This window comes from Photobacterium sp., from assembly GCF_033720175.1.
In the GTDB taxonomy this organism is placed as follows: Bacteria; Pseudomonadota; Gammaproteobacteria; order Enterobacterales; family Vibrionaceae; genus Photobacterium.
The window spans coordinates 226109-239888 of sequence record NZ_JAWWDA010000005.1 but is presented as its reverse complement, the minus strand read 5'-3'; the positions used below and the strand labels follow the sequence as shown (position 1 = coordinate 239888).

Genomic DNA, 13780 nt, shown 5'->3' with positions numbered 1-13780 from the left:
GCTTATTTTCCTTCCTCTGCGATTATCTCTGCTTGTGGTGCTGGCTCTTTGTCCCCTAATGAGCGGTAGCCATCGGCGTTGCTACAGGCTGTTAATACAAATAGGGCCAACAGGGCGGTATATAGGTCTTTCATACTCGGTCTCTCCAGTCTTTTGCTAGCAGATTGAATTTACGCATGCGATAGTCGAGCGAACCCTTCGAGAGTTTTAATGCTTGTGCGACTGCACGAAGGTTGCCTTGATATTTGCTTAAAAAGTGAGTCAGGAGCTGGCGTTCAAAGTCATCAACCTGAGCCGTAAAACTGTTGCCTTCTTTAATGGGCTGTGAGGTTGTATGGTGTGATTCGTCTTCACAAGACGCCGGTAAGCTTTGCAGTTCATAGGCAAAAAGCTCCGGTGTGATGGCACCTGAGTTTTGCGAAATAATTAAAGCGCGATCGACGAGGTTTTTAAGTTCCCGTACGTTGCCGGGAAAGCTGTAGCTGAGCAGAATAGCTTCTGCTTCTTCTGTGAGTATTGCTGGTGGTGTTTGGTGCTCTTTGGCATAGGCATGAATAAAATAGTTCGCTAGTAAAACCGCATCTCGATTGCGGGCTTTTAAATTGGGCAGGGCGATTGGAAATTGCGCTAAGCGATAATAAAGGTCGTGACGAAACTTACCTTCGGAGATCAATTTGTCTAAGTGTTGATGCGTGGCTGCAATAATACGAATATCGATAGGAAACGATTGGGTCGAACCAAGAGGCCGTACTTGCTTGTCTTCCAGTACTCGCAATAGCTTGGCTTGAAGCTGCAATGGCATATCACCAATCTCATCGAGGAAAACAGTCCCTTTATCGGCAGAGCGAAGTAATCCCGGGTAATCCTTATTGGCCCCGGTAAACGCCCCTTTGTGGTAACCAAATAGCTCGCTTTCAAGCAGATGATCTGGGATGCTGGCACAGTTTTGGATACAAAAAGCTTGTGTCCGACGGCTACCGCTTTGCTGGATTGCTCTGGCGACCAGTTCTTTACCGGTGCCAGTTTCGCCTGTTACCAAGACATTACGATTAATGTGAAGTGCCTGAGAAATCTTAAGGCGCACTTTTTTTATGGCATCACTGTCACCCACGATGCCATAGTCGCTTGGGATTGGCGGAGACTGTTGTTGAATTTTGAACAGTGCGGACGCGGCTTTGCTCAGCGAACGCATTTGTAATATCTTACTTAAAGCCACGCCATTAAGTGATTGAACAGCCGGTATGTCGTTGCTATCGATTTCTTCTGCTTGGTAGATAGCAAGAACACCATTAACCGAACTGTTTTCATCTTGCGTATGTAGTGGCAACAGCAGGATGCAGCCTTCGTTCAGGGTGTAACGCTCAGAGGAAGTAAAGAGGATATGCCGTAATGTCTCATTACACTGGCTATACCGCATTTCGATATGTTTTCTCTCTGTGAGACAGAGCGTTAGAGCATTGTCAGCATCATAGTCAGTATCTGAAAGCGTCGGGGGGTTAATCTCGATGTCGACACCGTCGAGGTTCGCTCTGGCTGTTTTAATCAGCTCACCTTCAGGCTTCAGCAGAAAGCATTGAACCGACGCCGCCTCGGTAAGCTGTCTCACTGATTTTAGCCAACAGGTCAGAAGACCGGTATGGCTGGTTTGTCGCTCAAGCATGTCGAGTGCTGAAGCGAGGGATTGCGTGTAATATTGAGCGTGAGCAGTGCTCATTCTGCCTCCTTAAACTCGCAACAAAACTGGCCGTTTTCATCTTGGCCCAAGTGAATACTATGCAATGGTGTGTTGGTTGACATGGCGGTAATTATTTGGGCCGAGAGGGTCGGTTTCAGTTGTCCGTTGATCAGGGCATCAATATTGCGGGCACCGGTTTCGGTCAGGGTACAGCTGGCTGCGATGTGGGAAAGCACCTCATCATCGAAGGTAAAGGCAATATTCTGCCTCGCCAACTGTTCACCAAGCTGGTTCATGCGAATTTCAGCTAATTGCGCTAACGTGTCTTGCTCCAGCGGGTAAAAGGGCACGATGTTCATTCGTGCCACGAGGGCCGGCTTAAAGTAGTGGTTGAGCGTTGGGCGGATCGCCGTTTTTAGGGTTTGGCTATCTGGTCGCTGCTCTTCACAGAGTCGGGTGATGACGTCAGAGGCAAGATTTGAGGTCATGATGATCAGGGTCTGGCGAAAATTAATTTCGCGTCCTTCGCCATCATTGACAATACCTTTATCAAAAATCTGATAGAACAGATTCATGACTTCCGGATCGGCTTTCTCCACTTCATCGAGCAAAATAACCGAATACGGACGCTGACGCACGGCTTCGGTTAATACCCCGCCTTCGCCATAACCGACATAACCCGGAGGAGAGCCAATCAGACGGGAAACGGTATGTTTTTCCTGAAATTCGGACATGTTGATAGTCGTCAGGAATTGCTCACCACCGTACATTAAGTTGGCAAGCGCCTGAGCAGTCTGAGTTTTCCCGATACCACTGGGACCGACAAAGAGAAACACACCCGTCGGGGCGTTAGGATTATTCAGTCCGGCAGCGGTTGCCTGTACAGCCTGTTCGAGGGCGATAACAGCATCGTCCTGTCCTTTGATCTGATCTTTAAGCTGTTGCCGGATATTCAGTACTTGCTCGTTTCTCGCCTTCATTAAGGTACCGAGCGGAATGCCCGTCCAGTGTGCGATGACTTCACCAATTAAAGCCGGGCAGACTTCATAATTGACTAAGTCTGTTTGTGCTTTTAGTTCGGCAAGCTCGCTTGCTAAGCGTGTCTGGTGTTCAATTTGTGCCTGTTTATCTTCATCACTGACAGTATTGATGGTTGAACGGATATCAAGCAGTGCTTGGGCAAGCTCGGTTTGCTGGAGCCAAAGCATTTCCAGCGCAGCGTATTCGATTTGGCTGGTGGTCAGTAGCTCTTGAAGCGCTGCTATTTGCGTCGGATCTTTTTCGAGTCCGGCTTCCTGATCGCGCAGGTGAGACTGCAATTCACGCTCGGTGATCGCGATCTGGTGCAGATATTTTTCTAATGGCTCAGGTTTGGAGCGCAAGTTGATTTTAACTCGAGCACAAGCGGTATCGAGCAAATCGATCGCTTTATCCGGTAGTTGGCGCCCTGTCAGGTAGCGTGCCGATAATTCCGCGGCGGCACTGATGGCATCGTCACGAATGTACACGCCATGGGCTTCTTCATAGCGGCTTGCTAAGCCTCGTAAGATGGTGATGGCCTGCTCAACATCAGGTTCATCGACTTTTATCGGTTGGAAGCGACGGGCTAATGCCGGATCTTTTTCAATGTATTTTTTGTACTCCGACCAGGTTGTGGCGCCAATCGTGCGTAACTCGCCTCTGGCAAGCGCGGGTTTTAACAGGTTTGCGGCATCGTTTCCGCCAGCTTGGCCACCGGCACCAATGAGGGTGTGGGCTTCATCAATAAAGAGAATAATAGGAGTTGGACTTTGTTGTACTGCGTTGATCACCGCATTTAAGCGCCGTTCAAATTCACCTTTTATACTGGCACCGGCTTGCAATAAACCAAGATCAAGTGAGAGCAGGCTGACATCTGCGAGAATGTCCGGCACTTCACCTGCCGCTATTTTCAATGCCAGTCCTTCAACCAGAGCAGTTTTTCCGACACCGGCTTCACCGACGATCATCGGGTTGTTTTTTCGGCGGCGAGCCAGAATGTCAATCATTTGCCGGATCTCCTGATCACGACATAGCACCGGGTCGATACGATGGTCTCTGGCAAGTTGAGTATAATTGGTGGTGTAGGCTTCCAGCGTCTCGTCGCCGTCAACCTGACGAGATTGCTGTTGATGCGCTGTTTCAATTAAACCCAGCAGTTGGTTTTCCAGTTTGTCTGCTGGGATCTGGTTTAAAACTTCAAAATACGGGGCATGTCCGTATCGTCCCGGGTTTGTCAGCAGCGCGAGCAGTAAGCAACCAGAGAGAATTTCTTGCTGTTTGAGCTGTAAGGTGGCAAACAGGTATGCCTCTTGTAACCATGCGATTAATGCTGGTGATAATACCGGGTGCAGGGTCTCATTGGTTGAGATTTTACGTCCATGTTGCAAGGTTTTAACCAACCCATTTGTGGATAGTTCAAACTGCTGGCAAGCGTTATTCCAAAAGCTTTTCGGATTATTTAGGAGTGCTAGAATGACATCTTCACACAGCACTTCTTGCCCACCGCGTGATACACATAGCTGAGCCGCTTGCTCCAATGCCTGATGCGATTCTTTATCCAAGGCTTTGATCAATTGTTGTAGCTCTACGTTTAACATAGTGTGTTTCCTGAAAGGGTAATATTGCTCTCATTAGGTTTGGAACCTAGCCAACTCGTCCATCCAAGACGACATTCATTGTCGGTTTGAATTTTGAGTGGTCGAGGTTCGCCCTGTTGAAGGTGAAGCTGAATATCGAAGTCCATCGGATCTTTTACCGCGAAGCGAACGAGCTGATGTAAGGTGAGCCAATCTGGCTTTCCTTCAAGAAAACGATGGAACTGCACCCAAGTGAGTTCGCGGATATGGATCCGGAATTTGTTGGCGCGATCACGGATGGTTTCACCTAAGACGGTTGTTTGGCCTAAGGTATTATTGACTGTGCCAAGTTGATTTTTCTGGCTCGGGTGGATCGCGCAGTAACGTAATGTGCACTGTTCAATATCAATTTTTGGTAACTGAAAATAGTAACGAAGTGTGGCTTCTATAGCGGCGGCTGAACGTACCCGTTGATTGAGCAGCCCGAGATATGGCAGTAACCTGACCCAGTCAATATTGTCATTGGTTCGTAATGTCTCATCCTGCAGGCCGAGTAGTGAGAAGGTGTAGTTTGAGAAGGGATCAGATGCGCCGCTTCGAAATGATGCGTTATACCGATATTTCTTCCAGATTGTATGGAGCAAGCGGTGAATACGATGATGAAAAATATCCAGAAAGTTCTGAATCGCTTTGGACTCGTTATTAGAGACGTAATCACTGTAATAGCTGGGTAATGGCGAAGAAGCGCCAAACAGTGCGAGTAAATTCAAGGTAATCGTGGTCCGGTATTGCCCGTATTTGTCGGTATAGGCCTCAACGCGATCTATATCACTGGCAGCAAAAGCCTGTGACGGATTGGCGATGAATTGAATGCGTTCGTAAGCCTGATCCTTATCGAGTTCCGGGTGCTGCTCCATTAGCCAGCTACAGATTTTATCAATCGCCTGAATGACGTTGAAACGTCTGATATCACGGTCAAACTCAATCAGATCACGGGTTGTTGACCGACTCGCACTGGCCATGAGTAGTCTCCTCCTTCGGTACTGTGGACTGAAAGCATGTTGAATGCGTTGATGCTGGCGTAAAGCGAAAAAAACTCGTTAAGCACGGCTGTGAACAGGTAGAGCTCTCCCTCACAGAGAAAATGTTTGGTATCGAGCGTTAAGTGAGTATGGGTCCCCCGCACAGGTAACCCTTTAAGCAAGAGATCGACGGGGTCTGCCTTGATATTTTTAATGCCATCAAGCAGGTGGCGGGTTCTTTTGGCTTTTGTATCATCCTGATTTCCCGGGAAGTCATAGGCTTTAAGGATTTTTTTTAGTGCTTCGGGTTTAGTCAGAGATACATAGTTCAGCGACATATTGGAAATTAATGACCACAATCCATCTTTTTCAAATGGCGGCGCATATAAAGGCGTGGGCATGGTAATGTTCTTAAATGTTGTAAATTCAGGCGATGAGTCGGTCATTTCGCAAATGCTGCCCAGAGGCAGTGATTGGGGGAGTTGACCATTGCAGGCAGTGACCGAGACTGAAACGGTGATTGCGCGATAGGTGGTGGTTTGTAGGTTGAACGACAAATAGGTATCAATCTGGCGAGTCACAATGTTAGGTGACTGTTTGATACTGTAATAACTGCCTTTACCATTTTGCGCATCGTGTTCGAATGATTCAAAGTCATGAAAGGTAATTCGACCTTGCTGCCCTGGCTGCCATCCCGTTACGCTGTTGATTCCAATCACAATGCCGCTGGCTTTATGGTCAGTTACCGGAGTTAATTTATAAAGTGTTTTACGGTGGTCAAGCAATAGAGGCGACGTATCGGTATCAAAGATATTAATAATAGGGGTACAAAATAAAGTCGCTTCAGCACGATCAGGATAAAACTGGCTAAGTGGCAGTTGATCAAAATGAAAAGAAAACTCGACACATGTACATTCACCAGCGAGCTCTGCTGTCCATAGCGGCAATGACGTCAGGTCGATATACTGAAACTTTTCCGGATAACAGAAAAACTCTTGAATATGGCGATAGCCCATAAAAGTATTTAGCGGATAATCAATAAGCCCTTCTTCGCCGGCAAAGCCAACTGGTTTTATGGATGTTGCCGGTAGCCCTGTTTGAGTGATGACTTCTGATTCGGCGTCTAAAAGGCGGTAGTCAATGTGTTTGCAGTGGTTTAGCAGCGCAAGGATCAGATTCAGGCAGGTTGCTTTGTCTCCTTGGAAATGAAACCGTAATTGATTGAGATTGATCGCCTCAATTTTTGCACCATTTTCAAGCATTAAACGGATCGTATAGATCCCTCCATCTCCTGTTGAGTTATATTGTGTCGATGCAATCGAGAGTGGATATATTTCGGTTTCGAAACAGGTTTTGAACTGGCAACTCACGTCCTCGACGGTTTCGCTTCGAACGGAGATGCCCCGCGGGATCAGTTGTTTCTGATTCAGTTCAGCTTTTGGAGTAAAGGCAAGTGTACTGATCGCCGGCGTAGGGCGAACATAGTTTGGCCATAGTAAACGCATAAGCGAATGGGTAAGCTCTGGCAGTTCATCATCAAGGCGCTGGCGCAGACGTCCGGTTAGAAAGGCAAAACCTTCAAATAATCGTTCAACATCAGGGTCTTGACCCTGCTGGCTAAGGTAAGGTGCCAGTGCAGGGTTTTCATCAGCAAACTCTTTGCCAAGTTCACGGAGGGCTGCCAGTTCACTCAGGTAGTAATGGTTGAAGTTCATGAACATTCAACCCGGCGACGGTCATGATTATTCAAGTGTGTCGAAAAAGAAATGCAGTCTGTGCTGCCATTGATCATTACATTACCTTCAATGTTAAAGGTAAGGTTAAGCGGATTATTGACATCGCCAAGGTACTTTACCGAGGCTTCATGCAGGCGAGGTTCAAATTGATGAATAACACGTTCTATTTCACGTCGTATATGCTGGATAGCGTCAAAAGGACTCATATGCTGGCTATTGAGATCAGGCAGTCCGAGTTGAGGCACGGTCATCGCTGAGCCCTGACGGATCCCGATTAATTGTGATATGTGCTGTTTAATCGACAGGCAAAGTGCATCGATATCCGATAAGTGACGGGTATGTTCTGCCTCGCCTGACAGGCGATCAAAAAGTCTGTTTCGCATATTCATTTCACCTGGCGGAGCCTCGTCATAGCAACAGACGAGGCAAGTACATTAAGGTTTTGCTACAAGTAACGTTATGGATAAATATTGCCGTCCGAATCGAGTTTTCCGACCAGCGACAGCGTGAAATCAGCGCCCATATATTTAAAATGAGGGCGAACCGCTAAGCTCACGCGATACCAACCAGGATCTGAAGCAACATCTTCGACACGGATACTGGCTGCACGCAGAGGCCGACGACTACGAACTTCTGCCGGTGGATTTTCCTGATCTGCAACATATTGGCGTATCCATGTGTTCAGTTCAGATTCCAAATCGGTACGTTCTTTCCAACTGCCAATTTGTTCGCGTTGAAGTACCTTTATGTAATGGGCAAGGCGGCTGATGATGAATAAATACGGTAACTGAGTCCCCAGTTTGTAGTTCAGCTCGGCGCGTTTGCCTTCATCGGTATTGCTGAATACTTTTGGTTTTTGCACTGAATTTGCCGAGAAAAATGCTGCATTGTCAGAACCTTTACGCATGGTAAGAGCAATAAATCCTTCTGCCGCTAACTCATATTCACGACGATCGGATATGAGCACTTCTGTTGGAATTTTGGTTTCAATGTCGCCCATGCTTTCAAAATGATGCAGTGGCAAGTCATCGACGGCACCACCAGATTGCGGACCAATAATGTTCGGACACCAACGGTAGTTGGCAAAACTGGCGGTAAGCCGTGACGCCATTGCAAAGGCTGTGTTACCCCATAAATAATGTTCGTGTGTTTGTGAGACATCTTCTTGATAGTTGAACGCTTTTATTGGGTTTTCTTCTGGGTCGTAAGGCTGCCTCAATAGAAATCGCGGTAACGTTAAGCCAACGAAACGAGAATCTTCTTGCTCACGGAAGCTTTGCCATTTGGTGAACATCGGACTTTCGAAATGAGCACTGAGATCTTTTAGATCTGGCAGGCCTTCGAATGATTCCATCCCAAAAAACTGGGGCCCGGCAGCTGAAATGAATGGCGCGTGTGACATTGCAGCGATAGAGGCAATATTCTGCATGGTTTTGATATCTGGCGCGGAAGGCCCGAAGTGGTAGTTACCGATAATCGCGCCGACGGGTTCACCACCAAACTGACCGTATTCAGCCGTATAGATGTGCTTATACAAACCGGATTTTGTAATTTCTGGCGCATCTTCAAAATCTTCAAGCAGATCATTTTTAGAGATATTAATGATCTCGATTTTATTGTTTTCACGGAAGTCGGTACGATCAACAAGCATTTTCAGGCCACGCCATGCTGATTCGAGTTGCTGGAATGCCTCATGGTGGAGGATTTCATCAACCTGCTGGCTTAAACGTTGATCGAGTTCGGTGATCATTTTGTCAATTAACGCTTTGTTGACACCACCTTCTTGATTATTGGGTTTGAGTAGCTCTTGTATAAATGCGCTAAGACCGCGTTTTGCGATGTTGTATGTTTCATCATGCGGATTGATGTTAGTTTTTGCGACAATTTGATCAAGTAAGCCGTTTGATGTTTCAGTTTGGGCTTCTGGTGCGACTGCTGCTTCTGCCATGCTTTGTTACTCCTTGCTCTCTGAAAGGCCAAGTTCATTCAGTAGTTTTTTACGTGCAGTCTCATCAACCAACGCTTGCTCTATTGCTTTGCGGAAGGAAGGGACGTTACCAAGCGGACCTTTAAGTGAAACCAGTGCTTCACGTAAATTCATCAATCCTTTCAGCTCAGGAACTTGTTCAACAATGCTCGCCGGATCGAAATCTTTCATGTTTTTGACTTTAAGTGAAACAGGGATATCGGCATTACTGTCTTCACCGTCCTGAAGCGCATTGTTAACATTAAAGTTAAGACTAAGCTCTTGTTTTTCTAGAACATCATTGAAGTTGCTTTTATCAATGCTAATTGGTTGGCGATCCTCCAACTTTCGATCATCACTACGCTGGGTAAAGTCACCTAAAACCATGACCTTAAGAGGTAGTTCAACATCTTCCGTTGCCCCATTACTGGCTGGTTTGAATGTAACGTTGACACGTTCCTTGGGGGCGACAGAGGCTTCTTTCGACATGGTATCTCCTTGATAATTAAATGTTTAAAATTCTAATGGGATTAAGACTGCAAAGCCTCTCACTAATAACCTGTATCTGCTCCGGATCCTGTTCCTTGCCTGGTCGTTGTTGCAGACTACTGAGCCAAAGCGCCAGTAATCGCTCCTGCAGTACTGGCTCCCAAGTCGCTAGATGTGACGACGTAAAACGGGTATCGAGTGAATGTAAAATTGAGCATGCAAGATCAAACCGACGTGAATATATAAATAACTGGGCTTGAGAGAGTTGCCAGAAGAACTGTTCACGTTGTGAATATGCCTGCTGCCAACCTTGAACAAGTGGTGCAACAGCACCGCTGATCCCCAGTTTTTTTAACGATGATTTAGCTTGTTCCAGAGCGAGATCCCATGGCATCTCCGTGCCGGCGATAAGATGATGTTCAGCCGGTATTTCGCTTGCGTCACCCGGTTTAGTTCCTTGTTGTGAAAGCCAGTCTTGTGTCTCAATACTCGCAAATGGGATCCCATCATCAAATGTCAATTTGGTTAAATTCGGATTTTGTTGAACAAATGCAGTAACTTCTCGGCACACCACTTCAGCCCCCTCTGAGTTTCCAAGAGCTTCTAAGCTTTGCCATGCCAGATAGTGGCCATCCAACCAGAATGGCGCTTTAGTTAAACTTATCTCTAATTCTGTCAGTAATTCGCTGTATTTTTGGTCGTTAAACAGATTGTCATAGTGTTGTGTTTTACTTAATGGAACTGGCTTTAAAGGCGTGGCACCGTCGAGGTTTCCTTTTGGAGCTTGTAAAATGTTCAACCAGGTCAAGGTACGATTTAATTTGTATGCTCTTGAATCACCAATTTTTTTTGTTAGCCAAAAGTGAGATATTTTGCGAGAAATTTCCTGTATTTGTCGCAGTGCTTTATTCGCATCCTCGTTGCTGGATATTTCGCAATCTTGAGATTGCCGCTGCCCCAGAGTTGAACCGATATTTATCGTTTGAGTTACAGCTTTTGTTTCTTGTGTATTGGTTTTTTGCGTGTCAATGGCGATGCGTCTGAGTGCTGTTTTTGCCTTTTTTATTAATGGTAATAAGCCTGGAACCTCATTTGGATATAAGATTTCAATCATTTCATCGGTGTGGCTAAACACCTCGATTGCAAGCTCCAGGTCTGATTTCGAGGCTTGTTCGAGGTATTTACCGAACTCAGTGTCGATAAATGTTATGTAGTTAGTGACAACACCTATTTGCGTCCTTTTTCTCAAAGGATAGGCTAGTTCTCCAAATGCTGAAAAAAAGGCCCCAAGAATTCTGACACCTGAAATTAATCCTTTCAGGCTGGCGTTGATTTTATACTCTGATCTTAGATACCAGTTTAATAGTCGGTAATCTTTTGTCTCAGATTGTAATAAAACAGATGTTTGATTTTTTATTTTTTCCCAGTCGCTATAAGAGCCTGAATATAAGCTATTATCTTTATTGACTTCATTCTCAATATTTTCGAAACGTTCATCATATTTAAGATCCGTGCCAGCCTTATCGCCATCGGTAAAGGGCGATAAAATAATATTATCGAATTCCATATGTAATTATAAATTTTAGCTGAAAGTTATTTTGATTCTTTAATCCTTTAAGTGTGTGCAATGCTATTGCATATGGCAGGGCTCTGTAAAGACAATTCTCTCCGCGGTGTTTTTGTTTTTATTTCTTTTATTACAATGACTTGGTTTGTTTTTGTTTGGTGGTTATTATTTAAATGGGAAGATAATCAAGAAGTTTGGAGTTATATCACAGCAATGGATGTTGAATGAAAATGTAGAGTGAATCTAATGATTTTGTTATTTCCATGAAAGTGATAGTTGAATAATTAATGACTTTTAATTGATGGTTTTGTTTTTATTATCTCTTAAGGTTACATTTATATTTATGGGTTTTTTAGATTTTATGGTTAAATTTTTTGTGTAATGAACTCTATTTTAATGAAGCTAAAAGTCATTTTACGAAGTCGTGGCGATTCAGTTTTAGCTGGATTAGTGTTCGCGATGATGGTTGAGGTTAGTCTTGTTTAATACCGTATATCATAAAGCCACCATTCGGTGGCTTTATAGTCGGGCGGGGCATAGAGAGAGTTTAGGGAATTACTCCTCCCACTGGATCAGCTTGTCTTTTGGCCAGTTGGCTCCTAAGTCATGGTATTTTTTCTCTAAGATATGACGTTTGATCTTAAGCGTCGGAGTGAGTATGCCATTCTCAACCGTCCATGGCTCTTTTACCATCAGTACCCCTTTGATTTTCGCATGGGATTCCAGTTCGCTATTAATGGTTTCGATTACTCGTTGGATCTTATGTTCATAACGGGCAGGGTCGAAGTGAGGGAACTCATGTGGGATCGCCAATAAGATAGGGAAAGGCATACCAGAGCCTATTACACACATTGTTTCAATGTTGCTCAATTCGAATAAGCGTTTTTCAATGGGAACGGGGGCGACAAACTTACCTTTGGCTGTCTTGAAGTTGTCATTAATACGACCTTGAATGGTGAGGTAGCCGTCTTCGTCAAGAGAGCCAATATCACCGGTATGTAACCAACCATCTTCATCGAAAATTTCCTTGGTCGCTTTTTCATTTTTGTAATAGCCAGAAAACAGGCCGAGACTGCGAACAAGGATCTCGTCATTAGAGGCGATTTTAATCTCGACCCCAGGACCAGCATTACCGACTGTGCCAACTTTGTCACTGCGGAACGGGTGGTTTATGGTGCTGTAAGCAAAATTCTCGGTCAGTCCCCAGGCTTCGGTGATATTCAGGCCGATGTTTTCATACCAGCGTAATAGAGCAGAGGATACAGGAGCCGAGCCACACCCGAGCATACGTGCTTTATCTAAGCCTAAACCTTTAGCGAGCTTGCGTTTGATAACACCGGAAATGAACGGGATCTTAAGCAAAATATTCAGTCTGGCTTGAGGCAGCTTATCTAAGATACGCTGCTGGAACAGCGTCCACAGCCGAGGGACTGAGATAAAGAGGGTAGGTCGGTACATTTTGACATCTTCGATAAAGGTATCGAGCGATTCAGGGAAGGCGACCTGAATCCCCGCCATGACTGATGTACCGAAGACATAAACGCGTTCAGTAATATGGGCTAAAGGCAGGTAAGAAAATAGTCGTTCGCCATCTTGCATGCCGATATGGTCAACCAGGCGTTGTGTCGTCCAGGCAAATGAACCGTAAGTCAGCATTGCCCCTTTAGGCAAGCCTGATGTACCTGATGTATAAACAATCGACATCAGGGCATCTTGAGCATGTTTTGGACGTTCTTCACTTGGAGGGGTTTCAGTGACGAGTGTATTAAATTTGTGGGTGCACTCCGGGGTTCCGGGATAGGAGAAAGCTATCGTTGGAAGGCCGGGATATTTAGCCAATACGGAGTCAATTGCTTTCGTGTCGTCAAGTTTACCGATAATGAGCACTTTAGATCCACTATGCGTGGTGCAATGTTCGATCGTATCAGGGCCTGCTGTTGGAAAAATGGGAACACTGATATAACTACCCAGCATGAGTGCAAAGTCAGTAATAAACCATTCAGCACAGTTTTTTGACATTAATGCTACCCGATCGCCGGGCTGGATCCCCATATTGCGTAGAGCGCTAACAAGACGAAGTGCTTTATCGGCTACGTCGGCATAAGTGAAATCAACGAATTTTCTATCAATAATCTGTCGCAGATAGACTTCATTCGGACGTTCTTTGGCCCATTTTAAAATCATCTCGTGAGGTAATGGTTGAGCCATAAGTGTCTCTCTTAAGCGTTCCGTGGGCAGAGGTAAAGTCATATTAGTCCCATCCTTGTGGTGTTATGATGCTGTTAAAGTAAAGGCTCTAAGAACTGACCCGTCAAGTTTAAATTTTGACCAGATTTCATGCTATTAGTGGAGTAACACCCCAGCCATGTTGGTGATGTTGCGCCATCTGCCCGAAATACAAGGGAAAATTTAAACGCTTATATTATTTTTTGTGCTCAATGACGAGCTTTTGAAATAATTGCATATGTTATCACCATGTTTCATATGTGTTGAGGTAAATGTGCCGTTGGTTTGTTTTGATGTTCGCTTTCTGGACATTGACCACACCAATCTCATTTATGATTCTGGGATACAATCGTACTTTTAGCGAAAGAAATATCATTTTATCTTGGCTCTTTTGTTTTTTATTGGGATGACTTTATAAAGACGGTCAGTGACGCTCCTTTTTCAGCCTCTCAACCACTCAGCCACGATGATCTGTGCTAGGCAGTTACTATGACGTGAAACG

The 13780-nt window shown here is 45.2% G+C and carries 10 protein-coding genes; all 10 read right to left on the bottom strand.

What is annotated here, in order from left to right; genetic code table 11:
• Positions 1-2: 2 nt before the first annotated feature.
• A complete protein-coding gene (locus R3289_RS08060) occupies positions 3-134 on the bottom strand; it encodes a hypothetical protein (protein WP_318925008.1) in 132 nt (43 codons plus the stop codon).
• A complete protein-coding gene (locus tag R3289_RS08055; protein ID WP_318925007.1) occupies positions 131-1714 on the bottom strand; it encodes a sigma-54 dependent transcriptional regulator in 1584 nt (527 codons plus the stop codon). Before R3289_RS08055 ends, R3289_RS08060 begins: the two co-directional genes overlap by 4 nt.
• Positions 1711-4293 carry a type VI secretion system ATPase TssH gene (tssH, locus tag R3289_RS08050; protein ID WP_318925006.1) on the bottom strand — a complete coding sequence of 861 codons (2583 nt, stop codon included), beginning with the start codon at positions 4291-4293 and terminating at the stop codon, positions 1711-1713. Before tssH ends, R3289_RS08055 begins: the two co-directional genes overlap by 4 nt.
• The gene (gene tssG, locus R3289_RS08045; RefSeq protein ID WP_318925005.1) at positions 4287-5294 is read right to left on the bottom strand and encodes a type VI secretion system baseplate subunit TssG; all 1008 of its coding nucleotides are present in this window, start codon (positions 5292-5294) and stop codon (positions 4287-4289) included. Before tssG ends, tssH begins: the two co-directional genes overlap by 7 nt.
• A complete protein-coding gene (gene tssF, locus R3289_RS08040) occupies positions 5258-7009 on the bottom strand; it encodes a type VI secretion system baseplate subunit TssF (protein WP_318925004.1) in 1752 nt (583 codons plus the stop codon). Before tssF ends, tssG begins: the two co-directional genes overlap by 37 nt.
• Complete coding sequence (gene tssE, locus R3289_RS08035) at positions 7006-7413, bottom strand: type VI secretion system baseplate subunit TssE (protein WP_318925003.1); 408 nt, start codon at positions 7411-7413, stop codon at positions 7006-7008. The genes tssF and tssE overlap by 4 nt, the downstream gene beginning before the upstream one ends.
• A 74-nt stretch (positions 7414-7487) precedes the next feature.
• Positions 7488-8978 (bottom strand): type VI secretion system contractile sheath large subunit, encoded by a 1491-nt coding sequence (tssC, locus tag R3289_RS08030; protein WP_318925002.1) that lies wholly within the window; start codon positions 8976-8978, stop codon positions 7488-7490.
• A 6-nt stretch (positions 8979-8984) separates the two neighbouring features.
• Positions 8985-9485 carry a type VI secretion system contractile sheath small subunit gene (gene tssB, locus R3289_RS08025; protein WP_318925001.1) on the bottom strand — a complete coding sequence of 167 codons (501 nt, stop codon included), beginning with the start codon at positions 9483-9485 and terminating at the stop codon, positions 8985-8987.
• A gap of 16 nt (positions 9486-9501) precedes the next feature.
• Complete coding sequence (gene tssA, locus R3289_RS08020; RefSeq protein ID WP_318925000.1) at positions 9502-11052, bottom strand: type VI secretion system protein TssA; 1551 nt, start codon at positions 11050-11052, stop codon at positions 9502-9504.
• A 555-nt stretch (positions 11053-11607) separates the two neighbouring features.
• The gene (locus tag R3289_RS08015) at positions 11608-13236 is read right to left on the bottom strand and encodes an AMP-binding protein (protein WP_318925038.1); all 1629 of its coding nucleotides are present in this window, start codon (positions 13234-13236) and stop codon (positions 11608-11610) included.
• Positions 13237-13780 lie beyond the last annotated feature (544 nt).

Excerpts from the sequence above, each read along its gene's own strand:
- tssC (WP_318925002.1), bottom strand. The coding sequence starts at position 8,978 with ATGGCAGAAGCAGCAGTCGCACCAGAAGCCCAAACTGAAACATCAAAC.
- tssF (WP_318925004.1), bottom strand. The coding sequence starts at position 7,009 with ATGAACTTCAACCATTACTACCTGAGTGAACTGGCAGCCCTCCGTGAA.
- tssG (WP_318925005.1), bottom strand. The coding sequence starts at position 5,294 with ATGGCCAGTGCGAGTCGGTCAACAACCCGTGATCTGATTGAGTTTGAC.
- tssE (WP_318925003.1), bottom strand. The coding sequence starts at position 7,413 with ATGCGAAACAGACTTTTTGATCGCCTGTCAGGCGAGGCAGAACATACC.
- tssH (WP_318925006.1), bottom strand. The coding sequence starts at position 4,293 with ATGTTAAACGTAGAGCTACAACAATTGATCAAAGCCTTGGATAAAGAA.
- tssA (WP_318925000.1), bottom strand. The coding sequence starts at position 11,052 with ATGGAATTCGATAATATTATTTTATCGCCCTTTACCGATGGCGATAAG.
- R3289_RS08060 (WP_318925008.1), bottom strand. The coding sequence starts at position 134 with ATGAAAGACCTATATACCGCCCTGTTGGCCCTATTTGTATTAACAGCC.
- tssB (WP_318925001.1), bottom strand. The coding sequence starts at position 9,485 with ATGTCGAAAGAAGCCTCTGTCGCCCCCAAGGAACGTGTCAACGTTACA.
- R3289_RS08055 (WP_318925007.1), bottom strand. The coding sequence starts at position 1,714 with ATGAGCACTGCTCACGCTCAATATTACACGCAATCCCTCGCTTCAGCA.
- R3289_RS08015 (WP_318925038.1), bottom strand. The coding sequence starts at position 13,236 with ATGATTTTAAAATGGGCCAAAGAACGTCCGAATGAAGTCTATCTGCGA.